Here is a 20,742-nt window from a genome sequence, read left to right as displayed (position 1 = left end):
GTCACGAGAGGAACACCTGATGAGCGACACGGCGGGGACGGGCGCGCTGCCCGCACAGGGGGTGCCGGCGGCGCGGGTGCTCGACGAGATCCGGGCGCTGCGGTCGGCCGACCGCCCGACCCACGGCGGCCGGCTGTTCGCCTACGTCTACGACCCGGGCGTGGCCGGCCTGGACGAGCTGGCCCAGGCCGCGTACGCCGAGAGCGCGCACGTCAACGGCCTCGACCCGACCGCCTTCCCGTCGCTGCTGGCGATGGAGAACGCGCTTGTCGCCGCCGCCGCCCGACTGCTCGGCGGCGGCCCCGGCACCGCCGCGCCGGACGTGGTGGGCAGCGTCACCGGCGGCGGCACCGAGTCGCTCCTGCTCGCCGTCAAGGCCGCCCGGGACGCCCGCCCCGAGCTGACCGCACCGCGGCTCGTGGTGCCGGCCAGCGCGCACGCCGCGTTCGCCAAGGCCGCCCACTACCTGCGGGTCGAGCTGGACACGGTGCCGGTCGACCCGGTGACGTTGCGCCCGGCGGTGGCCGACGTGGCCGCCGCGATCCGGCCGGAGACCGTGCTGGTGGTCGCGTCCGCCCCGTCGTACGCGCACGGCGTGATCGACCCGGTGGCCGGGATCGCCGAGGTGGCGGCCGGGGCCGGGGTGCGCTGCCACGTGGACGCCTGCTTCGGCGGCTGGGCGCTGCCCTGGCTGCGTCGGCTCGGCGCGCCGGTGCCGCCGTTCGACTTCGCCGTGCCCGGCGTCACCTCGATCTCGGTCGACCTGCACAAGTACGCGTACGCGCCGAAGGGCGTGTCGGTGCTGCTGCACCGCGATCCGGCGTTGCGCGCCCCGCAGTTCTTCGCGTACGCGGACTGGCCCGGCTACACGATGGTCAACCCGGTGATCGCCTCCACCCGGTCCGGCGGCCCGATCGCCGCCGCGTACGCCACGCTGCGGCACCTCGGCGAGGACGGCTACCTGCGGCTGGCCGCGTCCACCCGGGACGCGGTCGCCGGGCTGGCCGACGCGGTGCGGGCGGCGGACGGGCTGCGGCTGATGGCCGAGCCGGAGTCCACCGTGGTGTGCTTCACCGCCGACGACCCGAAGCTGGACCTGTTCGTGCTGGTCGACGAGTTGACCGCGCGCGGCTGGCACACCCAGCCCCAACTCCGGTACGCCGACCTGCCGGCCAGTGTGCATCTCACGGTGACCGCCGCGGTGGCGTCCCGGGTGGCCGAGTTCGCACCGGCGCTGGCCGACGCGGTCGCCGCGGCGCGGGCCGCCGGCCCGGTCGTGCTGCCGCCGGAGCTGCGGGCACTGGCCGCCGGCCTCGCCCCGGAGGCGCTCACCCCGGAGCTGGTGGCCGGGCTGGCCGAGGGGCTCGGCCTGGCCGGCGGGGTCCCGGACCGGATGGCGGTGGTCAACACGCTGCTCGACGCCGCCCCGGCCGCGGTCCGGGAACGCCTGCTGGCGGAGTTCGTCGGGCTGCTCCAGCGACCCGCCTGGTGACCTCGGCCGGCCGCCGGAGCAGCCCGGCCGGCGCGTGAACGCCGGCCGGGCGAGGGGGCGTCAGCCCGCGTCGGCCACCGTCACGGTGAACGAGGCGGTGTTGTCCGCCGGGGCGGCGTCCGGCACCGTGACGGCGTCCCACTGGGTGTTGAGCTGGAGCGTGGCGGTGCCGAGGTCACCCGGCACGGTGCCCGGCTCGGCGTAGAGCAGCACGTCGAAGCTCCGCTGCTCGCCGGCCATGAAACGCCCGCCCGGCACGATGAAGCTGGTGAAGAAGCTCGGTGCGTCCTGCGGGTCGGTGCCCCAGATCTGCACGCCCGCCGGCAGCCCGCTCGCCTCGGCCCAGAGCTGGTCGTGCGCGGCGTCGCCGGCCCACCCGACCGTCACCGGCAGCCGGCCCCGGTAGCTGCCGTCCTCCTGGCGGGTCAGCGTCGCCGCCCCGGCCGTGGTGATCGAGGCGCGGGCCTGGGTGTCCTGCACGTAGGGCACCGGATCGCGCAGCGACCCCGTGGTGGAGCGGAACCGCGCCGCGTAGCTGGCCCGGTCGGCGACCTCGTCCCGGCCGTCGCCGACGTTCACCGAGATCTTGCCGCCCTTCGCGATCATCGCGACGTCGTGGGTCGCCGTGAGCACCTCGAACGTGACGGCGAACTGCCGGCTCTCGCCCGGCTCGATGTCGCCGCCGGGCACGCCGCAGGTGGCGGTCCGCCGGTTGTCCTGCAACGCCCCGAAGCCGCACGCCTCCTCCGGGTTCACGCCGCGGAACGAGCCGGCCACCGGCTCCCGCAGGAAGACGCTGAAGTAGGTGGCGACCGGGCCGTTGTTGGTCACCGTGACCGGCAGGCTGCCGTGGTAGCCGCGCGCGCTCGGTTCGAGCACCAGCCGACCCACCGAGATGTCGGCGGCCGGAGCGGCGGTGGGCGCGGCGGCGGCCGGAGCGGTGAGCGCCAGCAGCGCGGCGGCCGAGCCGAGCAGGACGCCGGCGAGCCGGCCTCCGATACGTGTCCTCATCTGGAAGGTCCTCCCAAGGTCCCCGTCACCGCGCGGCTGGTCCGCGCGGCGTCACCGGTAGCACGCGACGGGCGTCGATCCGGTTGCGATCTTTTTCTGCATGGAATCCGACAGCGGTTCAGCGGTACGTGTAGCGGTCCTCGTTGTTCTCGTGGTTCGGGTCCAGCAGCGGGTCGGCGTCGCTGCCGACCGGCGTCACCTCGGCGATGCCGGTCCCGCTGGCGCTGTTCGTGTTGCGCAGGCCGAACCGCAAGGTCCGCTCCGCGCCGGGTCCGAGCGGACCGAAGCGGCAGATGATCGGTCCCTTCGGCGGTGCCCCGTCCCGGCAGGCCGACCAGGCGTCACCGTCCGCGACGGTGCCCACCTGCATCCGCAGGTGCAGTTCGACCAGGTCGGCCGGGACCGCGCTGAGGTTCCGGACCGTGACCGAGATCGTCCCGGTGCGTGCGCCGTCCGCGTCCGGCGCGCTCCACGCCACGTCACCGGCGGAGACGGTCAGGTCGGCCAGGTGCGGGTTCGGGCCGAACGAGGTGGGCCCGTCCACCTGGTCGAAGCGCTTCCCGGTCCACCGGTACTCGCGCCACTGGCGTTGCGACCAGTCCAGCGACCAGCCGCCGCCGGGCGCGATGTCCGCCATCTCCACCCGGACCGTGCCGTGGTCGGTGACCTGCGTGTCCAGCAACCACTCGGGAGCCGTCCTCGCGGACCGGGCGACCTGGCCGAGGACGACGATCCGGCCGTCGGCGTCCCGGTCGAGCGCCACCACCTGGGACGGGCCGTGCTGGAAGATCTGGCAGCGGAGCAGGGCGACCGTCTCCACCGTGCCGTCGCCGTCCACGTCGCCGTGGACGAGTTCCTCCAGCAGCACGTCGCCCTCCTTGCGGTAGGTGGCGGCGATCCGGGTCGGACCCGCCGGGCAGACCGGGTCGGGTGTCAAGGCCGGCAGGTCGACCCGGGCGGCCAGCAGTTGGGACCGGCTGATCCGTCCGTCCGGTGCGGCTCGGCTCGGGCTGGCGGTGGTCGGCGCCGGCGTCGTCGGCGGTGGTGGTGGTGGCGACGACGTGGTCTCGGCCGGGCTCGGGGTGACGGTCTGGGCCGGCGTCGGGGGCGGCCCGGTGCGCCGGTGCAACGCCCCACTGGCGCCCACCGGGACCGCCACCGCGAGCACCACCGCCGCGGCGGTCACCACCGTGGTCCGCCGGCGGCGCCGGCGCACGGTCCGCCGGACCGCCGCCGTCCCGGCCGGGTGCACCACCGGCACGTACGCCGCGCGGAACTCGGCGAACTCGCCGCCGACCAGGATGTCGTCGGGCTCAGTCATGGTGGTTCACCTCAGTCGTGGTGGTGAGTTTCGCCGCCAGCGCGGCCCGCCCCCGGTGCAGCCAGGACTTGACGGTGCCCTCCGGCACGTCCTCCTGGGCCGCGATCTGCGCGACGCTGAGGTCGGCCAGGTAGTGCAGCACCACCGCGCGACGCTGGTTGGCGGGCAGGTCGGCCAGCGCCGCGGTCAACGCGACGCGGTCCGGCCCGGGGCCCGGCACGTGCTCCTCACGCTGCCGGTGCAGCCACGCCTGGGCCGTCCGCACCCGCCGCCACCGGCTGGTCGCCAGGTTCCATGCCACCCGGCGGATCCAGGCCACCGGATCGTCGTAGCGGGACACCCGGGACCAGCGCGCGAACGCCCGGCAGAACGCCTCCTGCACCATGTCCTGCGCCTGGGCCAGATCCCCGCAGTAGGCGGTGAGCTGAATGGTCAGCGACCGGAAATGCGCATGGTAGAGACCGTCGAAGTCGGCCGGCCCCGCTCCGGCCGGGCGCCTCGTGGTCTCCTCGGGCGGCGGCTCGTCGAGCCGCGGCTCCCTCGTCACTGTCATCCGGTCCTCCCCGTGAGCATGCCGCCGGCGCGGTCACACCGGTCACACGTCCGGACGCCGGCACGGGTTGCGGCCGTTGCCGTACCGGCGGGTGGCCGACTGTCCGGTCGGGGACAGCGGCGGTGGCCGGCGGCCGGTCCGGGCCCCGGACGCTGTGGTTGACTGTCGGTTCGGGGACCGTGGAGGGAGAGTCAGGTGCAGTTGCCGGCCGTGCTCGGTGAGCCGATCCGGTTCGTGCTGAACTGGGGCCGTCGCTACTCGCTCTGGGTGTTCAACTTCGGCCTGGCCTGCTGCGCCATCGAGTTCATCGCGACCAGCATGGGCCGGCACGACTTCATGCGGCTCGGCGTGATCCCGTTCGCCCACGGCCCCCGGCAGGCCGACCTCATGGTGGTCAGCGGCACGGTCACCGACAAGATGGCCCCGGCGGTCAAGCGGCTCTACGACCAGATGCCCGAGCCGAAGTACGTGATCTCGTTCGGCGCCTGCTCCAACTGCGGCGGCCCGTACTGGGACTCCTACTCGGTGACCAAGGGCGTCGACCAGCTCATCCCGGTCGACGTCTACGTGCCCGGCTGCCCGCCCCGCCCGGAGGCGCTGCTGCACGGCATCCTCCGCCTCCAGGAGAAGATCGCTGCCGAGCAGTCCGGCCTCGGCGGCGTGCCCCGCCCGGACCGGCTCGCCTCCCCGGCGGACGTGGTCCCGCGCCCGGTCGAGGCGCTGACCGCGCCCCCGGTGCGTCCCCCGATCGGCTGACCCGCTCCGGTGGCGCGGCGGAGCTAGCCTGCGGACCATGACCGACTCTGCGGAGAAGCGTTCCGCCTACATCGTCGACGTGCTGACCGAGGAGTTCGGCCCGTCCATGGCGATCGACCCGGCGGCGTTCCGCCGGAAGTTCCGCAAGATGGCCGCCTCGCCGTTCGCGTTCTACCGCGGCAGCGCCTCGCTGTTCTACGCCGACCAGCGCGGCGACTTCGCCAGCGACCGGTTCCTCGATGACCGGACCAGCCGGGTCTGGATCCACGGCGACCTGCACGCCGAGAACTTCGGCACCTACATGAACGCCTCCGGCCGGCTCGTGTTCAACGTCAACGACTTCGACGAGGCGTACGTCGGACCGTTCACCTGGGACCTGAAGCGGTTGGCCGCAAGCGTGGCCCTGCTCGGCTACGCCAAGGCGCTCTCCGACCGGGTGATCGGCGAGCTGGTGACCGGCTTCGCCCGGTCGTACCTGACCGAGCTGCGGGCGATCGCCACCGGCGGGGACGACGCGATCGGCTCGATCACGTTGGAGAACGCCGACGGCGTGCTGCGTCGGGTGCTCCAGCAGGCCCGACTCAGCACCCGGGTGGACCTGCTCGCCGCGCAGACCACCGTCGACAACTACGAGCGGCGGTTCTCGCTCGGCGACGGCGTGCACGAGATCGACGCCGCCACCCGGGAACGGGTCTGCGCCGCGTTCGGCGACTACCTGCACACGCTGCCGGAGTCGAGCGCCCGGCTGCGCCCGGTGGCGACCACCATCAAGGACGTGGTGCTGCGCAAGGGCGTGGGCATCGGCTCGGCCGGGCTGCCGTCGTACAACCTCTTGCTGGAGGGGCACACCGAGGCGCTGGAGAACGACGTCGTCATCTACATGAAGCAGGCCCAGGTGCCGGCCGTGGCGCGGCACATCGACGACGAGCGGGTCCGGTCGTACTTCCGGCACCAGGGGCACCGCACCGCCGAGTCGCAGCGGGCGTTGCAGGCGCACGCCGACCCGTGGCTGGGCTTCACCGAGCTGGACGGCGTCGGCCAGCTCGTCGCCGAGGTCTCCCCGTACGCGGCGGACCTCGACTGGGCCGACGTGAACGAGCCCGAGGACCTGGCCGGGGTGCTCACCGACCTGGGCCGGGCGGTGGCCCGGATGCACTCGGTGGCCGACGACGAGTCCAGCCACGACCTGGTCGACTACTCCACCGAGGAGTCGATCGTCGCGGCCGTGGACGCCGATGCCGACGGCTTCGTCGACTACCTGGTCGACTTCGCCCACCGGTACGGCATCCGGGCCCGCGAGGACCACCAGCTCTTCGTGGACCTGTTCCGCAACGGCCGGCTGCCCGGCATCTGAGCCGGCACCCGGCTCACTGGACGAAGTCCAGCACCACCTTGATGTCGTCGCCGGTCGACGCGTACGCCTCCCGGTACGCGGAGACCGGCACCCGGCGGGTGACCAGCGAGGTCAGCCAGGACCGGTCGGCGCGGGCGAGCGCCTCGGCGGCCAGCTCCCAGTGCCGGCGGCCCGCGTTGACCGACCCGAACACCACGTTGTTCTCCAGCACCAGCTCCCGGTTGAGCGCGCCGGCGTCGAAGTCGATGGTCCGGCCGCCGCTGGACACCCCGGTCAGGCAGACGATGCCGGTCGGCGCGGCCTTGCACATCGCGTCCAGCACCACCGGCGGCGCGCCGGTGCACTCGACCACCACGTCCGGTGCGAGGTCCAGCTCGGCCACCGTCGACGTGTGGTAGGTCGCGCCGAGCGCGCGGACCAGGTCCGGCTTCGGGCCGGTGGTGTTGCGGTCCAGCACGTGCACGGACAGCTCACGCTGGCTGGCCAGCAGCGCGGCCAGCAGACCGATCGGCCCGGCACCGGTGATCAGCGCGGTCTTCGGCTTCCACTCGGCCCGGCGGCCGATCCGCTCGATGTGGTCCCATGCCTTCGCCACCACGCTCGTCGGCTCCAGCAGCATGCCCACCGACTCCAGCGCCGGGTCCAACCCGACGGCGAACTTGGGCGGCAGCCGCCAGCGGTCCCGGGCGAAGCCGGGCAACCCCTTGATGCCGTGCTCGGTGTACCGCCCGTTGCGGCACATGTCCCACTCGTCCACCGCACAGTTCGCACAGGGCACCGGGTCGGGGCGGCGGACCACGCCGGCCACCAGGTCACCGGGGCGCAACGTGCCGGTCGGGTCCTCCAGCACCCGGCCCAGCGACTCGTGCCCGAGCACCAGGCGCTCCTGACCCGGCGGCGCCTCGCCGTACTCCCCGGCGATGATCTCCTGGTCGGTCCCGCAGACGCCGACCGCCAGCGCCTCGACCAGGATCGCGCCCTCCTCGGGTGCCGGCTCGGGCCAGTCCTCGGTGAGCCGCAGCGAGTCCGGAACACCGGGGGTCACAGTCACAGCGCGCACGGCCTCATCTTTCCCCGCCGGCCAACCGCCCGCCCGGCAAAGCGGCGAACCGGGCCCGGACGGCCCGACCCGGCCGGGAGCTGCCGGCCATAGGATCAGCGCATGACTCCGGAAGAGGTCGGCCGCCGCGTGGTCGCGCTGCTCGCGCCCGTCGAGGCCGCCGCGTCGGTCTCCGGCGGTCAGGGGTACGCCCGGGCCACCGTCGACGTACCGCCGGCGAGCTGGGCGGACGCGGTGCGCGCGGCGCGCGACGACGCCGAGCTGGGCTGCGACTTCCTCGACTGGCTGTCGGCGGTGGACGAGCTGGCCGACGGCTTCGACGTGGTGGCGCACCTCTGGTCGGTGCGGCACCGGCACGGGCTGCTGCTGCGCACCCGGGTCCCCCGGGACACGCCGGTCGTGGCCTCGGTGGTCGACGTCTTCCCCGGCGCGGCGTGGCACGAGCGGGAGACCCACGAGATGTTCGGCATCGACTTCGCCGGGCACGGCGAGCTGCGGCCCTTGCTGCTGCCGCCGGAGTTCGAGGGGCACCCGCTGCGCAAGGAGTTCGTGCTGGCCTCCCGCGTGGCGAAGCCGTGGCCGGGCGCGAAGGAGCCGGGCGAGTCGGAGGCGGGCGGCGGTCGCCGGCCGGTCCGGCCGCCGGGCGTGCCCGCGCCGGGGGAGTGGGGGACGACGCCCACGCCGGCCGGCGCGGCCGGCGTCGGCGAGGGCCCACGCGGCGGTACGCCGGCCCGCCCGGCCCGCGAGCGCCCCGCGCGCCCGGCCCCGGGTGAACGCCCGGCCCGGCGGGAACCCGCCCCGCCGCCGGCGGAACCCGGCCCGCTCGGGCGCCCGCTGCCGGGGGAGCGACCGACCGGTCCGCCGCGGCAGGAACCGGCGGACGACCGGCCCGCCGGCCCGGCCCGGCCCGACGCGGGCTCCGGCGTCGAGGCGGGGGAGGACTGATGCCGGACTGGTTGGAGCTGGTCCTGCGGGTGGCCGGAGTGCTGGTCGCGTTCCTCACCCTGCCGCTGATCGTCGGCCAGGCCGAGCACAAGGTGATGGCGCACATGCAGGGCCGGCTCGGCCCGATGTACGCGGGCGGCTTCCACGGCTGGGCGCAGCTCGTCGCGGACGGCATCAAGTTCGTGCAGAAGGAGGACGTCACCCCGCGCGAGGCGGACCGGCAGGTGTTCCGGCTGGCGCCGGCGGTGGCGCTGGTGCCGTACCTGCTGGTGCTGCTGGTCATCCCGCTCGGCCCCGCGGGCCTGGTCGCCCAGCCGCTGGACATCGGCCTGTTCTTCGTGCTCGCCGTGGTGGGCATCGGAGTGCTGGCGGTGCTCATGTCGGCCTGGGCGTCGGCCAACAAGTACAGCCTGCTCGGCGGGCTGCGCGGCGCGGCCCAGTTGCTCGGCTACGAGCTGCCGCTGGTGTTGGCCGCCGCCTCGGTGGCGATGGCGGCCGGCACGCTGAGCCTGAGCGGCATCGTCGAGGCGTGGCGGCCGTGGTGGCTGCTCTGGCAGGCGCCGGCCATGGTGATCTTCTTCGTGGCCGGGCTGGCCGAGATCCGCCGCCCACCGTTCGACATGCCGGTGGCCGACTCCGAGCTGGTCTTCGGCTACATGACCGAGTACACCGGCCTGCGTTTCGCGTTCTTCCTGCTCGCCGAGTACGTCGGCATCGTGGTGATCGCGGCGCTGACCACGGTGCTCTTCCTCGGCGGCTGGCAGGGCCCGTTCGCCGACGCGCAGCTCGGCTGGCTGTGGACGCTGCTCAAGGTGTTCGCCGTGGCGTTCGTGATCATCTGGCTGCGGGTGAGCTACCCCCGGCTCCGCGAGGATCAGCTCCAACGCCTCTGCTGGCTGGTCCTGGTCCCCCTCGCGTTGGCCCAGCTCGTCCTCACCGTCGCCGTCCGCCTGGCGCTGTAAGGCGGGGCCCCCTCTTAACGCATTCCGCACAGGAGGGGGCCCCGCTTAACGCCACAGCTCAGCGCAGGGGAGTGTGGGCGGGGTCCACGCGCTCGGCGGGGGGCGGAGGCGGGGGTGGGGTGCCGTCGCCGAAGGGGCGACCGCCCAGATCCTCGCGGCCGTGCGGGGTCAGCCAGTTCGACAGGTCCGGGCCGAGCGGCACGATGCCGGTCGGGTTGATGTCCCGGTGGACCTCGTAGTAGTGCCGCTTGATGTGGTCGAAGTCGATCGTGTCGCCGAAGCCCGGCGTCTGGAACAGGTCCCGGGCGTACGCCCAGAGCACCGGCATCTCGCTCAGCTTCTGCCGGTTGCACTTGAAGTGCCCGTGGTAGACCGGGTCGAAGCGGGCCAGCGTGGTGAACAGCCGCACGTCCGCCTCGGTGATCGTGTCGCCGACCAGGTAACGCTGGCCGGTCAGCCGCTCGCTCAGCCAGTCCAGCCGGTCGAAGAGCCGGTGGTACGCCTTGTCGTACGCCTCCTGGCTGCCGGCGAAGCCGCACCGGTAGACACCGTTGTTGACGTCGGCGAAGACGACCTTGTTGACCTCGTCGATCTCGGCGCGCAGCGGCTCCGGGTACAGCTCCGGCGCGCCCGGCCGGTGGTACGCGGTCCACTCGGTGGACAGGTCCAGGCTCATCTGCGCGTAGTCGTTGGTCACCACCTGGCCGGTGGGCACGTCGACAAGCGCCGGCACGGTGATGCCCCGCTCGTACCCGGGGAAGCGGGCGAAGTAGGCGTCGGCGAGCCGCTCGATGCCGAGCACCGGGTCCTTGCCGCCGGGGTCGAGGTCGAACGTCCAGCTCCGCTTGTCGTGCGTGGGACCGGCCACGGCCTGCGAGATGGCGTCCTCCAGCCCGAGCAGCCGGCGCACGATGATCAGCCGGTTCGCCCACGGGCAGGCCCGGCTGACCGCCAGCCGGTAGCGGCCCGGTTCCACCGGCCAGCCGTCCCGTCCGTCGGCGGTGATCCGGGTCGCGATGTACCGCTGGTCGCGGGTGAACTCGCCGCCCGGTTCCACGTACTTGCCGCCGGTCCGGTCGAGGATCTCGTCGTCGCTGCCGCCCACGCCCACCTCCCAGGTTGTCGTCGCCTCCCATCATGGTCGCTCGGACCGGCCCCGGCAGTTCGAGCGGCGGAGACGGCCGCCACGACCGTCCGAGCGGCGGAGACCGTCGCGCCGGTCCGTCCCGGCGGGCCGGGTGCCGTCGAGCCGGCATAGGCTGCCGGCCGTGACCGATCTGGAGGCGGCGGCCCGACGTTTCATCGCCGACGTGTGGAACGCCGGCCGCGAGGAGAGCGCGTACGAGCTGGTGGCCCCGGAGTGCCCCGGGCTGGGCGGTGCCGGGCCGGCGGCGGTGCTGGCCGGGCACCGGGACCGGCGGGCGTCCTTCCCGGACCTGCGCTACAAGATCGTCGAGCTGGTGCCGGGCGACGGGCGGGTCGCGGTGCACTGGCGGGCGGCCGGCACCCAGGCCGGGCAGTTCGGCCCGGTGCCGCCGACCGGGCGGGTGGTCAGCTACTCCGGGGCGTCGTTCCTGCGCTTCGACGACGCCGGGCGGATCGTGGACGTGTGGAGCGTCAACGAGCTGTTCCAGGTGCTCCAGCAGCTCGGTGTGGAGATGTTGCCGCCGCTCACACCCGGCGGGGCGTGATCCGGCTGATCGGCAGGTTCACCGGGAACGGCTCGCCGGTGTCGACGAACGTGGTCCACCGACCGGTCTCCGTGTAGACCTCGTGCACCGGATCGATCTTGTAGGTGTGGACGACGAGACCCTCGTCCTCGATCTCGATCCGCCAGTGGAACGGGATGCCGGCCTGCGCGTAGAGCGCCGGCTTGAGAACACGGTCGATGGACCGGGTGCTGGGCGAGACGATCTCCACGGCGAGCACCACCTCGTGCGGCTCGTACCGGGACGGCTCGCGGGCGGCGGCTGCCGCGGTGGTGACCAGCACGTCCGGGATGAAGAAGCGGTCCCGGTCGAGCCGCACCCCCATCGCCTGGGTCACGTCGTACCCGGCGGGGCAGTCCTCGTCGAGGACCACCATGAGCAGGGCAGCGATGCTCTGGTGCGTCCGGCCGCGCAGGGACAGGAGCATCGCGCCGTCGACCAGTTCGCTACGGCGACCGTCCTCCGGCAGCAGGTCCAGGTGATCGGTCGTCCAGCCGCCCACCGGCGGGCGCAGACTCTCCAGGTCGGCGGTCATCGACCGGCCCTTCCCGGTGTGTCGTTCTCCCCGCGCTCACGATAGCGCCGCCAAGAGTCGGGTGGTGGTCGCGCGCGCCGGGGGCACAGGGCAGGATGGGCGGCATGAGCGAGCACGGTGGAGTGCCCGGCGGCGGGCTGGTGAAGGGCCTGGCGGTCACGTTGAAGACGATGACCCGCCGGTCGACCACCCAGCAGTACCCGGACGTGGCGCCCGAGCTGCCGCCCCGCTCCCGTGGCGTGATCGCGCTGCTGGAGGAGAACTGCACGGTCTGCATGCTGTGCGCCCGCGAGTGCCCGGACTGGTGCATCTACATCGACTCGCACAAGGAGGAGGTGGCGGTGCCCGGCGCCGCCCGCCCCCGGCAGCGCAACGTGCTCGACAAGTTCGACATCGACTTCTCGCTCTGCATGTACTGCGGCATCTGCATCGAGGTCTGCCCGTTCGACGCGCTCTACTGGTCGCCCGAGTTCGAGTACGCCGAGTACGACATCAAGGACCTGCTGCACGACAAGGACCACCTGGGCGAGTGGATGGGCACCGTACCGCCGCCGCCGGCCCACGACCCGCTCGGTGACCCCTCGAAGGAGGAGACCACCGCCGCCCGCAAGGCCGCCGCGCCCGCCGCCCGTCCGGCCCCGACCCGGGTACGCTCCGACGACGCCGACTCCCCGGGCGGAGGCGCGGCCTCATGACCGGTGCGGACGTGCTGCTGCTCGCGCTCGGCGCGGTGGCGGTGGGCGCGGGCGCGCTGGTGGTGGGCACCCGCCACCTGGTCCGGGCCGGGCTGTGGCTGGTGGTGTGCCTGGGCGCGCTGGCCGGCGACTACCTGGTGCTCACCGCCGAGCTGGTGGCCTGGGTGCAGGTGCTGATCTACGTGGGCGCGGTGGTGGTGCTGCTGTTGTTCGCGGTGATGCTGACCCGCGCCCCGATCGGCCCCTCGGACGACCTGGACCGCCCCGGCTGGCCGGCCGCGCTGGTCGGCGCCGGCAGCGGCCTCGGCCTGGCCGTGCTGCTTGTCGACGCGTTCCGGTGGTCGCGGGTGGAGCTGCCGGCGGCGGGGACCGCCGAGCGCCTCGGCGAGCAGGTGTTCCGGTCCTGGGTGCTGCCGTTCGAGGTGCTCTCGGTGCTGCTGCTGGCCGCGCTGGTCGGCGCGATCGTGCTCTCCCGCCCGGACATCGGCCGCCCGACCGGGCCCGTCGACGCCGCCGACCCGACCGTGGGCACCGGGCCGGCCGGCAGTTCCGGGCCGGCCGGCAGTTCCGGGCCGGCCGGCAGTTCCGGGCCGGCCGGCAGTTCCGGGCCGGCCGGCAGTTCCGGGCCGGCCGGCAGTTCCGGGCCGGCCGGCAGTTCCGGGCCGGCCGGCAGTTCCGGGCCGGCCGGCAGTTCCGGGCCGGCCGGCGAGTCCGGGCCGGCCGCCGGTCTGGAACCGGCCGCCGCAGCCGCCGACGAGGGCGGACGCCGGTGAGGCCGGTCATCCCGTACGTCACCGCCGCGCTGCTGTTCGGCCTCGGCGTGTACGGCGTGCTGCGTCGCCGCAACGCGGTGCTGGTGCTGATGGCGGTGGAGTTGATGCTGAACGCGGTCAACCTGGTGCTGGTCACCGCGGACACCACGGTCCGGGCCGCGTTGCCGCACTCCGGGCAGGTGTTCGCGCTGTTCGTGATCGTGCTGGCCGCCGCCGAGATCGGCGTGGGGCTGGCCATCGTGCTCCAGCTCTACCGGCTGCGGGCCAGCGTCACTGTCGACGACGTTCCGCTGGGCGAGCGGTCCTCGGAAGGCGCGGCCCGATGAGCGCGTCGACGGTCTGGCTGGCGGCGGTGCTGCCGGCCGCGCCGCTGGTCGCCGGCCTGCTCGGGCTGCTGTTGCCGCCCGCGTCGCACGGGGACCGGGCGCCGGCCCGGAAGCTGGCGGTCGGGCTGGGGGTGACCGGCGCGGCGGTGGCGTCGCTGGCCGCGCTGGCGTTGCTGGTCCTTGTGGACGGGCCGGTGGAGGCGGCCACCACCTGGGTCGAGGTGGGCGGGCTGCGGGTCACGCTGGGCCTGCGGCTGGACGGCGTGGCCGTGCTGGTCGCCACCGCGGTCACCGTGGTGGCGCTGGCCGTGCAGGTCTACTCGACCGGTTACCTGCGTCGCGGGCCGCACGACGACGTGGACGTGGACCACCGCTACCCGCCGTACGCGGCGCAGCTCAGCCTCTTCACCGCCGCCATGCTGACCGTGGTGGTCTCCGGTGACCTGATCATGCTGCTGGTCGGTTGGGAGGTGATGGGCATCTGCTCGTACCTGCTCATCGCCCATGACCGGCGGCTGCCGGAGGCGCCCGGCGCGGCGGTGAAGGCGTTCCTGGTCACCCGCGTGGGTGATGTGGGCTTCCTGCTCGGCATCGCGCTGCTCGGCGTGGGCGCGGGCAGTTTCCGGATCGCCGACGTGCTGGCGCACGACTACGGCACCGGCACGCTGACCGCGGCCTGTCTGCTGCTGCTGGCCGGCGTGGCCGGCAAGAGCGCCCAGTTCCCGCTGCACACCTGGCTGCCGGACGCGATGGCCGGCCCGACGCCGGTCTCCGCGCTGATCCACGCCGCGACCATGGTCGCCGCCGGGGTCTACGCGGTGGCCCGGCTGTTCCCGCTGTTCGAACGGGCCCCGGCCGCGCTCGCCGTACTGGGCGTGATGGCGGCGGTCACCATGCTGCTGGGCGCGTTCGCGGCCACCGCCCAGGACGACCTCAAGCGGGTGCTGGCCTGGTCGACGGTCTCCCAGATCGGGTACATGACCGGCGCGCTCGCGGTCGGCGCGCCGGCCGCCGCGCTGTTCCACCTGCTCACCCATGCCGCGTTCAAGGCGCTGCTGTTCCTCGCCGCCGGTGCGGTGATCCACGCGGTGGGCACCACGCTGATGTCCCGGATGGGTGGCCTGCGCGCCGCCATGCCGGTCACGTTCTGGTGCATGCTGGTGGGGCTCGGCGCGCTGGCCGGGGTGCCGCCGCTGTCCGGTTTCTGGAGCAAGGACGGCGTGCTGGCCGCCGCCGAGGCCGCCGCGCTCGACGACGCCGGCCCGACCGCGCCGTGGGTGGGCTGGCTGGTCTGGCTGGCCGGGCTGCTGGGGGTGGCGGTCACCGCCTGGTACGCGACCCGCCTGCTGCTGCGCGTGTTCTTCGGCGCGACCCGTACGCCGCTGCTCCGACCGCACGATCCGCCGGCGTCGCTGCGCTGGCCGGTGCTGCTGCTGGCGGTGCCGGCGGCGCTGCTCGGGCTGGCCGCGTTCGCGCCCTGGTTCGCCGACCGCCTGCGGGTGCCGGGTGACGCCTCCGGCGAGGCGGTCGAGCTGGTGCACCTGGCGCCGAACCTGATCCTGCCGTTCCTGCTGCTGGTGGCCGGTGCGGGCGGGGCCTGGGCCGGCTGGCGTCGGGACCCGGCCGCCGACCCGGCCCGCTTCCTGGGTCCGCTGCGGCCGGTGTTCGCCCGGGCGTTCCGGCTCGACGACGTTCAGCACGCCCTGGTCGTACGCCCGACCGGCGCGTTGGCGCGGGCCGTGCGGGCCGGCGACGAGCTGGGCGTGGACGGCCTGGTCGAGGGCGCCGGCCGGGCGGCGGTGGAGGCGGGCGGCGGGCTGGCCGCGCTGCACCGGGCGGCGCTGCCCCGCGCGGCGGCCGGCGTGCTGGCCGGCGCGTTGCTGATCGGCCTGGCGGTCGCCCTGATCGGAGTCACCTCATGACGTTCGGGCAGGTCCTGCTGGTGGCCGTGCTGGCGGTCCCGGCGCTGGGCGCGGTGGCGACCGCCGCCGTGCCGGGTGACCGGGCCGGCCGGCTGGTCGGCACCGTCGCCGCCGCGTTGACGCTGCTGGCGACGCTGCCGCTGGTCGGCGGCGAGCACGGCTGGTTCGGGTACGGTCCGCGCCCGGCGGTGCAGCCGTGGCACCGGCTCGACGTGCCCTGGGTGCCGGGCCTCGACCTGCGCTTCCACCTGGGCGTGGACGGCATCTCCTGGCCGCTGGTGGTGCTGACCGCGCTGCTCACGTTGCTGTGTTGCGGCTACACGTGGTGGCGGGTGCCGGCCGGCGGCGGCAGCGGGCGGGCGCTGGTGGCGTTGCTGCTGGTGGTCGAGGTGGGCATCCTCGGCACGTTCCTGGCGCTGGACCTGGTGCTGTTCTTCCTCTTCTTCGAGGTCGTCCTGCTGCCGATGTACGCGATCATCGCCGGCTGGGGTGGGGACGACCGGCGGCGGGCGGCCCGCAAGTTCGCGCTCTACACGCTGTTCGGCTCGGTGCTGCTGCTGGTCGGCGTCTACGTCGTGGTGGCCGCCGCGGGCACCGCCGACCTGGTCACGTTGACCGGCGGCGCCGGCCTGTCGCGGAGCACCCAGCTTGCCGCGTTCACGCTGCTGGCGTTGGCGTTCGCGGTGAAGAGCCCGCTGTGGCCGCTGCACTCGTGGCTGCCCGACGCGCACACCCAGGCGCCGACCGTGGGCAGCGTGATCCTGGCCGGGGTGCTGCTGAAGATGGGCACGTACGGGTTGATCCGGGTGGCGGTGGGGGTGGCCCCGGAGGGGGCCCGCTGGGCGTCGCCGGTGCTCGGCGCGCTCGCCGTCGCGGCCATTCTGATCGGTGGCCTGGTCTGCCTGGCGCAGGACGAGCTGAAGCGGCTGATCGCGTATTCGAGCGTGGGGCACATGGGTTTCGTGCTGCTGGGGGTGGCCACGCTCACCGCCACCGGCCTCCAGGCGGCGCTGATCGGCAACATCGCCCACGGGGTGCTCACGGGGCTGCTGTTCTTCCTGGCCGGGGCCGTCAAGGACCGGACGCACACCGGTTCGTTGGCCGAGCTGTCCGGGTTGCGGGAGACCGCGCCCCGGCTGGCCGGGCTGCTGGGCTTCGCGGCGGTGGCCTCGCTGGGGCTGCCCGGTCTGGCCGGCTTCTGGGGTGAGGCGTTCGCGGTGGTGGCGGCCGTGCGGCGGGGCGGCCCGCTGTGGCTGACGCTGGCGGTGCTGGCCGCGTTGGGCGGCGCGCTGGCCGCCGCGTACCTGTTGCGGTTGTTGCGTCGGGTCACCCACGGCCGGCCCTCCCCGGCGGTGGCCCCGCTCGGGCCGGGGCTGGCCGGCGCGGAGCTGACCGCGTGGGCGCCGCTGGTGCTGCTGGCGCTGGCGGTCGGCCTGGCCCCGGCGTTGGTCCTGTCCTACGCTTCCGGCCCGGTGGAGGCGCTGCTGGGGGTCGTGCCATGAGTCTGGTGCAGAGCGTCGACAACGTGGCGTTGCTGCCGGGCTACCTGGCCGCCGGCACCGCGATCCTGGTGCTCCTGGTGGACCTGCTGGTGGCCCGTCGGGCGGTGACGGTGGCGGTGGCGGCGCTCGGCGCGGCCGGCACCGCGGCCGGTGCGGCGCTGGTGGGCGCGGCCGGCACCCGGCGCACGTTCTGCGTCGACGCGGACTGCTCCTGGGTGTGGAACGGTCGGGCGGCGTTGGCGGCGGTGGTGATCGCGTTGCTCACGCTCGGCGTGCTGGCGATCTCCGGTCCGCTGCTGCGCGCCGGGCGCACGCCGGCCGGGGAATACTGCTTCCTGCTCGCCTGCGCGATGACCGGCGGCGTGGTGCTCGGCGCGGCCGGTGACCTGATCACGCTGATCGTGGCGTTGGAGACGTTGACGCTGCCGTTGTACGTGCTGGTCGGGCTGCGCCGGGCGAGCCTGGCCGGGGCCGAGGCGGCGGTGACGTTCTTCGTGGTCAGCGTGGTCGCCACCACGGTGACGCTGCTCGGCGCGGCGTTGCTCTACGCGGTCACCGGCAGCCTGCACCTGGACCGGCTCGGCGCCACCCTGGCCGCCCGGGACGACCTGACCGACCTGCCGCTGACCACTGTCGCGGTGGCGCTGGTGGTGGCCGGGCTGGCGTTCAAGATCGCCGCGGTGCCGTTCCACGCCTGGGCGCCGGCCACCTACGACGGAGCGCCGCTGCCGGTGGCCGCGTACCTGTCGACCGCGTCGAAGCTGGGCGGTGTGGTGGCGTTGCTGGCGGTGGTGCAGCGGGCGCTGCCGGGTGGGGTGACCGGTCCGGTGCTGGCGTTGCTGGCGGTGCTGACGATGACCGTGGGCAACCTGGTGGCGCTGCGTCAGCGGCGTACCGTGCGGTTGTTGGCCTGGTCGTCGGTGGCCCAGGCGGGCTACGTTCTGGCCCCGCTGGGCGCGTTGGCGCTGGCCGCCGGGCGCACCCCGGACGCCCGCGCCGGGGCGTACGCGGCAGCGGTCGCGTACGCCGTGTTCTTCGTGCTGCTGGAGTTGGCCGCGTTCGCCGCGGTGGTGGCGTTGCGGCCGGCGGACGGTGACGGCGGCACGCTCGCCGACCTGCGCGGCGCGGCGCGACGGCACCCGTGGGTGGGTGGCGCGTTCGCGTTGGCGCTGATCGGGCTGGCCGGGCTGCCGCCGGGCCTGGCCGGGCTGTTCGCCAAGGTGACGGTGGTGCGGTCGCTGCTGGCCGGGCACGCCGGCTGGCTGGCCCTGGTGGTGGCGTTGAACGCGGTGCTGGGCCTGGCCTACTACCTGCGCGTGACGGCGTCGCTCTACGCGGTGCCGAGCGGCGTCGCCCCGGCCCGACCGGCTCGCGCGGTGGCGGTCGCGCTCGGGGTGGCCACCGTGGCGGCCGTGGTGATCGGGGTCGCACCGCAGCTCGTGCTGGACGTGGCGGCCCGCTGACCGGTTCCTGCCCAGGTGGGCGGTCGGTTCAGCGGGTGCACAGGAATCCCCAGTCAACTTTCAGCCATGAGCCGGATGGTTGACGGGTACCGGTGTGTTGAACCGGTCAGCGGGTTCCCGTGTGGCCCCGCGGCACCGAAGGAGCGATCGTGCATCACAACCGTCTCAAGACCGCAGCGCTGCTCGGCCTGTTGACCTCGCTGATCCTCGCGGTCGGCTACTGGTTCGGCGGTAGCGGCGGTCTCGTCATCGCCGTGCTCGTCTCGTTGGTGATGAACGGCGTGACCTACTTCTACTCCGACAAGCTGGCCCTGCGTTCGATGAAGGCGCAGCCGGTCAGCGAGGCCCAGTTCCCCGAGCTCTACCGCATGGTGCGGGAGTTGTCCACGCAGGCCGGCAAGCCGATGCCCCGGCTCTACGTGAGCCCGACGTCGCAGCCGAACGCGTTCGCCACCGGGCGTAACCCGGAGCACGCGGCGGTCTGCGTCACGCAGGGCATCGTGGAGATCCTGGACTACCGGGAGCTGCGCGGCGTGATCGGGCACGAGTTGTCCCACGTCTACAACCGGGACATCCTGATCTCCAGCGTGGCGGCCGGTCTGGCCGGCATCATCACCATGCTGGCGAACATCGCCTGGTTCATCCCGTTGGGCTCCTCGGACGACGAGGACGGCCCGAACCCGGCGGTGCTGCTGCTCACCCTGATTCTCGGCCCGATCGCGGCCACCGTGATCCAGTTGGCGATCAGCCGCAGCCGGGAGTACCAGGCCGACCAGTCCGGCGCCGAGCTGAGTCGCGACCCGCTGGCCCTGGCCAGCGCGCTGAAGAAGATCCACATGGGTACGCAGGCCCGCCCGCTCGCGCCGCAGGGCCAGCTCGCCAGCACCGCGCACCTGATGATCGACAACCCGTTCAAGCGGGGCGGTGGCATCGCCGCGATGTTCGCCACCCACCCGCCGATGGAGCAGCGGGTGGCCCGGCTGGAGCAGATGGCCCGCAACTCCGGGCCGGTGCAGTTCCAGCGCTGACCCGTCCGTCCGTCACCCTCCGCCCGCGTCCGGCCCCGGACGCGGGCGGGGTCGCGTTCCGGCCGCCTCCCGAGGGGAGCCGGTCTCAGGCCGGTTCGGGAATCCGGTCCAGCCGGGTGAACAGCCCCACGACGAGCAGCAGCAGCCCCGCCGCCAGATAGGCCGCGGCCGGACCGAACAGCGCGGCGGTGCCGCCGAGCAGGAAGATCCCGACGCCGGAGAGCATGATGTTGCCGGCCACCATGGTCGCCTCGACCTGCCCCATCCGCTCCCGGGGCGCCAACCGCGCGAACGTCGCCTGCGCGCCGATCAGCCAGCCGCCACCGGCGCCGATCAGCGCGTTCGCCACCGCCAGCGCCCAGAGCGGGGCGCCGATCACCACCAGCAGGCCGGCCAACAGGAACGCGGTGCCGAGCGCGCGGGTGGCCAGGACCTGGCCGGCGATCCGGGCCAGCCAGCTCCGACGCCCGACCACCAGCACGAACACGGCCCCACCGAACGACGAGGCGGCCAGCAGCACCGGTCGCCAGGCTCCGCCGGTCAGGTCCGGGGCGAGCGTCTCCGGCAGCGCCCCGGACAGCGCGGTGGTCACGGTGAGCAGCGCGACGCCGCGCAGGACCGGATGGCCGGCGATGATCCGCAGGCCGGCGGTGGCGGGTGGCCGGGGACCCCGGCTCTCCTGCCGGCCGACCGGCAGGCCGGCGAGCACCACGGCCGCGAGCAGGAACGACACCAGGTCGATCACCAGGGCCGTCCGGGGGCCGAGCGCCACCGTCATGCTCGCGCCGGCGACCAGGCCGACCACCTGGCCGCTCTGGTTCGCGAACGCGGAGAGCCCGAACAGCGGCAACCGCAGCGGCGCCGCCACCGCCTCGGCGGTGACCGCCACGTGCACGCTCGAATACCCGGCCCGGACCGCGCCGAGCAGCCCGGCGGCCACGATCGCCGGCAGCGGCTCGGGCACCACCACCGGTACGGCGATGAGCGCCGCGCCGGCCAGCGACAGCCCGACCAGCATGGTGCGTCGGGCCGGCACGTCCAGCCAGCCACTGAACACGGTCGCGACCAGCAGCGCGGGCAGTGTCCGGGCGGCGTAGACGGCGGCCGGCCCGAGCACCGAGTCGGTCTGGTCGTAGGCGAGCAGCAGCAGCGCGGCGAGCCCGACGAAGTCACCCAGCTCGGAGATGCCCCGGGCGATCAGCAGCCGGGACGCCACCGGATGCCGGAAGAGCGCCCGGTAGCCGGGCGTCGCGGGGTCGGTCATCGGGCTGACGGGTCCGCTGTCTCGACCCGCGACGGCGCACCCGCCGTGCCGCTCATCCGACCTCCGTAGAC

Annotated in this window: 19 protein-coding genes and 1 pseudogene; 13 read left to right on the top strand and 7 right to left on the bottom strand. The window is 74.2% G+C overall.

Annotation, left to right across the window (positions count from 1 at the left end):
* The first annotated feature begins 19 nt into the window (after positions 1 to 19).
* Entirely contained in the window at positions 20 to 1,492 is a 1,473-nt protein-coding gene (locus TPA0908_RS14655; RefSeq protein WP_281938185.1) for a pyridoxal phosphate-dependent decarboxylase family protein, read from the top strand.
* Positions 1,493 to 1,552: 60 nt separating this feature from the next.
* Here the strand turns inward: TPA0908_RS14655 and TPA0908_RS14650 are convergent, their stop codons facing one another.
* The 3 genes from TPA0908_RS14650 to TPA0908_RS14640 all read right to left on the bottom strand — a co-directional run bounded on the left by TPA0908_RS14650 (position 1,553) and on the right by TPA0908_RS14640 (position 4,377).
* Complete coding sequence (locus tag TPA0908_RS14650; RefSeq protein WP_281938183.1) at positions 1,553 to 2,503, bottom strand: hypothetical protein; 951 nt, start codon at positions 2,501 to 2,503, stop codon at positions 1,553 to 1,555.
* Between the two features lie 118 nt (positions 2,504 to 2,621).
* Positions 2,622 to 3,824: a hypothetical protein gene (locus TPA0908_RS14645; protein WP_281938181.1), complete on the bottom strand. Its 1,203-nt coding sequence runs from the start codon at positions 3,822 to 3,824 to the stop codon at positions 2,622 to 2,624.
* Positions 3,817 to 4,377, bottom strand: coding sequence for a SigE family RNA polymerase sigma factor (locus TPA0908_RS14640; protein ID WP_281938180.1), 561 nt, complete (start codon positions 4,375 to 4,377; stop codon positions 3,817 to 3,819). The genes TPA0908_RS14645 and TPA0908_RS14640 overlap by 8 nt, the downstream gene beginning before the upstream one ends.
* 195 nt (positions 4,378 to 4,572) lie before the next feature.
* Between TPA0908_RS14640 and TPA0908_RS14635 the strand changes: the two genes are divergently transcribed.
* Positions 4,573 to 5,133, top strand: a complete 561-nt coding sequence (locus TPA0908_RS14635) for an NADH-quinone oxidoreductase subunit B (RefSeq protein WP_281938179.1) — start codon at positions 4,573 to 4,575, stop codon at positions 5,131 to 5,133.
* A 37-nt stretch (positions 5,134 to 5,170) separates the two neighbouring features.
* Positions 5,171 to 6,487 carry a DUF2252 domain-containing protein gene (locus tag TPA0908_RS14630; RefSeq protein ID WP_281938177.1) on the top strand — a complete coding sequence of 439 codons (1,317 nt, stop codon included), beginning with the start codon at positions 5,171 to 5,173 and terminating at the stop codon, positions 6,485 to 6,487.
* A 13-nt stretch (positions 6,488 to 6,500) separates the two neighbouring features.
* Here the strand turns inward: TPA0908_RS14630 and TPA0908_RS14625 are convergent, their stop codons facing one another.
* Entirely contained in the window at positions 6,501 to 7,547 is a 1,047-nt protein-coding gene (locus tag TPA0908_RS14625) for a glucose 1-dehydrogenase (RefSeq protein WP_281938176.1), read from the bottom strand.
* A 102-nt stretch (positions 7,548 to 7,649) separates the two neighbouring features.
* Here TPA0908_RS14625 and TPA0908_RS14620 point away from each other — a divergent pair, with 102 nt between their 5' ends.
* Both TPA0908_RS14620 and nuoH read left to right on the top strand, forming a co-directional pair.
* Positions 7,650 to 8,492 carry an NADH-quinone oxidoreductase subunit C gene (locus TPA0908_RS14620; RefSeq protein ID WP_281938175.1) on the top strand — a complete coding sequence of 281 codons (843 nt, stop codon included), beginning with the start codon at positions 7,650 to 7,652 and terminating at the stop codon, positions 8,490 to 8,492.
* Positions 8,492 to 9,454 (top strand): NADH-quinone oxidoreductase subunit NuoH, encoded by a 963-nt coding sequence (gene nuoH / locus TPA0908_RS14615; RefSeq protein ID WP_281938174.1) that lies wholly within the window; start codon positions 8,492 to 8,494, stop codon positions 9,452 to 9,454. Before TPA0908_RS14620 ends, nuoH begins: the two co-directional genes overlap by 1 nt.
* Before the next feature lie 58 nt (positions 9,455 to 9,512).
* On the opposite strand, the gene TPA0908_RS14610 is transcribed toward nuoH, so the two are convergent.
* The gene (locus tag TPA0908_RS14610) at positions 9,513 to 10,559 is read right to left on the bottom strand and encodes a glutathione S-transferase family protein (RefSeq protein ID WP_374709209.1); all 1,047 of its coding nucleotides are present in this window, start codon (positions 10,557 to 10,559) and stop codon (positions 9,513 to 9,515) included.
* Between the two features lie 163 nt (positions 10,560 to 10,722).
* Here TPA0908_RS14610 and TPA0908_RS14605 point away from each other — a divergent pair, with 163 nt between their 5' ends.
* Positions 10,723 to 11,145 carry an ester cyclase gene (locus tag TPA0908_RS14605; RefSeq protein ID WP_281938170.1) on the top strand — a complete coding sequence of 141 codons (423 nt, stop codon included), beginning with the start codon at positions 10,723 to 10,725 and terminating at the stop codon, positions 11,143 to 11,145.
* Here the strand turns inward: TPA0908_RS14605 and TPA0908_RS14600 are convergent.
* A complete protein-coding gene (locus TPA0908_RS14600; protein WP_281938169.1) occupies positions 11,126 to 11,698 on the bottom strand; it encodes a Uma2 family endonuclease in 573 nt (190 codons plus the stop codon). The two genes, TPA0908_RS14605 and TPA0908_RS14600, sit on opposite strands and share 20 nt — an antisense overlap.
* Before the next feature lie 104 nt (positions 11,699 to 11,802).
* Here TPA0908_RS14600 and TPA0908_RS14595 point away from each other — a divergent pair, with 104 nt between their 5' ends.
* From TPA0908_RS14595 to htpX, 7 genes and pseudogenes are all read left to right on the top strand, one after another.
* Positions 11,803 to 12,393, top strand: coding sequence for a NuoI/complex I 23 kDa subunit family protein (locus TPA0908_RS14595; protein WP_107157406.1), 591 nt, complete (start codon positions 11,803 to 11,805; stop codon positions 12,391 to 12,393).
* Positions 12,390 to 12,962 (top strand): annotated as a pseudogene (locus TPA0908_RS14590) (NADH-quinone oxidoreductase subunit J family protein); the annotation flags it as partial. The gene TPA0908_RS14595 and the pseudogene TPA0908_RS14590, both read left to right, overlap by 4 nt.
* 200 nt (positions 12,963 to 13,162) lie before the next feature.
* Positions 13,163 to 13,492 (top strand): NADH-quinone oxidoreductase subunit NuoK, encoded by a 330-nt coding sequence (gene nuoK / locus TPA0908_RS14585; protein ID WP_281938164.1) that lies wholly within the window; start codon positions 13,163 to 13,165, stop codon positions 13,490 to 13,492.
* Positions 13,489 to 15,414 carry an NADH-quinone oxidoreductase subunit 5 family protein gene (locus tag TPA0908_RS14580; protein WP_281938163.1) on the top strand — a complete coding sequence of 642 codons (1,926 nt, stop codon included), beginning with the start codon at positions 13,489 to 13,491 and terminating at the stop codon, positions 15,412 to 15,414. The genes nuoK and TPA0908_RS14580 overlap by 4 nt, the downstream gene beginning before the upstream one ends.
* A complete protein-coding gene (locus TPA0908_RS14575) occupies positions 15,411 to 16,916 on the top strand; it encodes a complex I subunit 4 family protein (protein ID WP_281938161.1) in 1,506 nt (501 codons plus the stop codon). Before TPA0908_RS14580 ends, TPA0908_RS14575 begins: the two co-directional genes overlap by 4 nt.
* Positions 16,913 to 18,379, top strand: a complete 1,467-nt coding sequence (locus tag TPA0908_RS14570) for an NADH-quinone oxidoreductase subunit N (RefSeq protein WP_281938159.1) — start codon at positions 16,913 to 16,915, stop codon at positions 18,377 to 18,379. Before TPA0908_RS14575 ends, TPA0908_RS14570 begins: the two co-directional genes overlap by 4 nt.
* 149 nt (positions 18,380 to 18,528) lie before the next feature.
* Complete coding sequence (htpX, locus tag TPA0908_RS14565) at positions 18,529 to 19,407, top strand: zinc metalloprotease HtpX (protein WP_281938157.1); 879 nt, start codon at positions 18,529 to 18,531, stop codon at positions 19,405 to 19,407.
* An 85-nt stretch (positions 19,408 to 19,492) separates the two neighbouring features.
* On the opposite strand, the gene TPA0908_RS14560 is transcribed toward htpX, so the two are convergent.
* Entirely contained in the window at positions 19,493 to 20,671 is a 1,179-nt protein-coding gene (locus TPA0908_RS14560; protein ID WP_281938155.1) for an MFS transporter, read from the bottom strand.
* Between the last annotated feature and the right edge of the window lie 71 nt (positions 20,672 to 20,742).

The sequence above is a fragment of the Micromonospora sp. AKA38 genome (genome assembly GCF_027925725.1).
GTDB lineage: Bacteria > Actinomycetota > Actinomycetes > Mycobacteriales > Micromonosporaceae > Micromonospora.
The sequence above is the reverse complement of the archived record's forward strand: the minus strand, read 5'-3'. Positions and strand labels throughout refer to the sequence as shown.

Excerpts from the sequence above, each read along its gene's own strand:
- nuoH (WP_281938174.1), top strand. The coding sequence starts at position 8,492 with ATGCCGGACTGGTTGGAGCTGGTCCTGCGGGTGGCCGGAGTGCTGGTC.
- TPA0908_RS14655 (WP_281938185.1), top strand. The coding sequence starts at position 20 with ATGAGCGACACGGCGGGGACGGGCGCGCTGCCCGCACAGGGGGTGCCG.
- TPA0908_RS14645 (WP_281938181.1), bottom strand. The coding sequence starts at position 3,824 with ATGACTGAGCCCGACGACATCCTGGTCGGCGGCGAGTTCGCCGAGTTC.
- TPA0908_RS14640 (WP_281938180.1), bottom strand. The coding sequence starts at position 4,377 with ATGACAGTGACGAGGGAGCCGCGGCTCGACGAGCCGCCGCCCGAGGAG.
- TPA0908_RS14630 (WP_281938177.1), top strand. The coding sequence starts at position 5,171 with ATGACCGACTCTGCGGAGAAGCGTTCCGCCTACATCGTCGACGTGCTG.
- TPA0908_RS14600 (WP_281938169.1), bottom strand. The coding sequence starts at position 11,698 with ATGACCGCCGACCTGGAGAGTCTGCGCCCGCCGGTGGGCGGCTGGACG.
- TPA0908_RS14570 (WP_281938159.1), top strand. The coding sequence starts at position 16,913 with ATGAGTCTGGTGCAGAGCGTCGACAACGTGGCGTTGCTGCCGGGCTAC.
- TPA0908_RS14560 (WP_281938155.1), bottom strand. The coding sequence starts at position 20,671 with ATGACCGACCCCGCGACGCCCGGCTACCGGGCGCTCTTCCGGCATCCG.
- TPA0908_RS14595 (WP_107157406.1), top strand. The coding sequence starts at position 11,803 with ATGAGCGAGCACGGTGGAGTGCCCGGCGGCGGGCTGGTGAAGGGCCTG.
- TPA0908_RS14580 (WP_281938163.1), top strand. The coding sequence starts at position 13,489 with ATGAGCGCGTCGACGGTCTGGCTGGCGGCGGTGCTGCCGGCCGCGCCG.
- TPA0908_RS14650 (WP_281938183.1), bottom strand. The coding sequence starts at position 2,503 with ATGAGGACACGTATCGGAGGCCGGCTCGCCGGCGTCCTGCTCGGCTCG.
- TPA0908_RS14575 (WP_281938161.1), top strand. The coding sequence starts at position 15,411 with ATGACGTTCGGGCAGGTCCTGCTGGTGGCCGTGCTGGCGGTCCCGGCG.
- TPA0908_RS14620 (WP_281938175.1), top strand. The coding sequence starts at position 7,650 with ATGACTCCGGAAGAGGTCGGCCGCCGCGTGGTCGCGCTGCTCGCGCCC.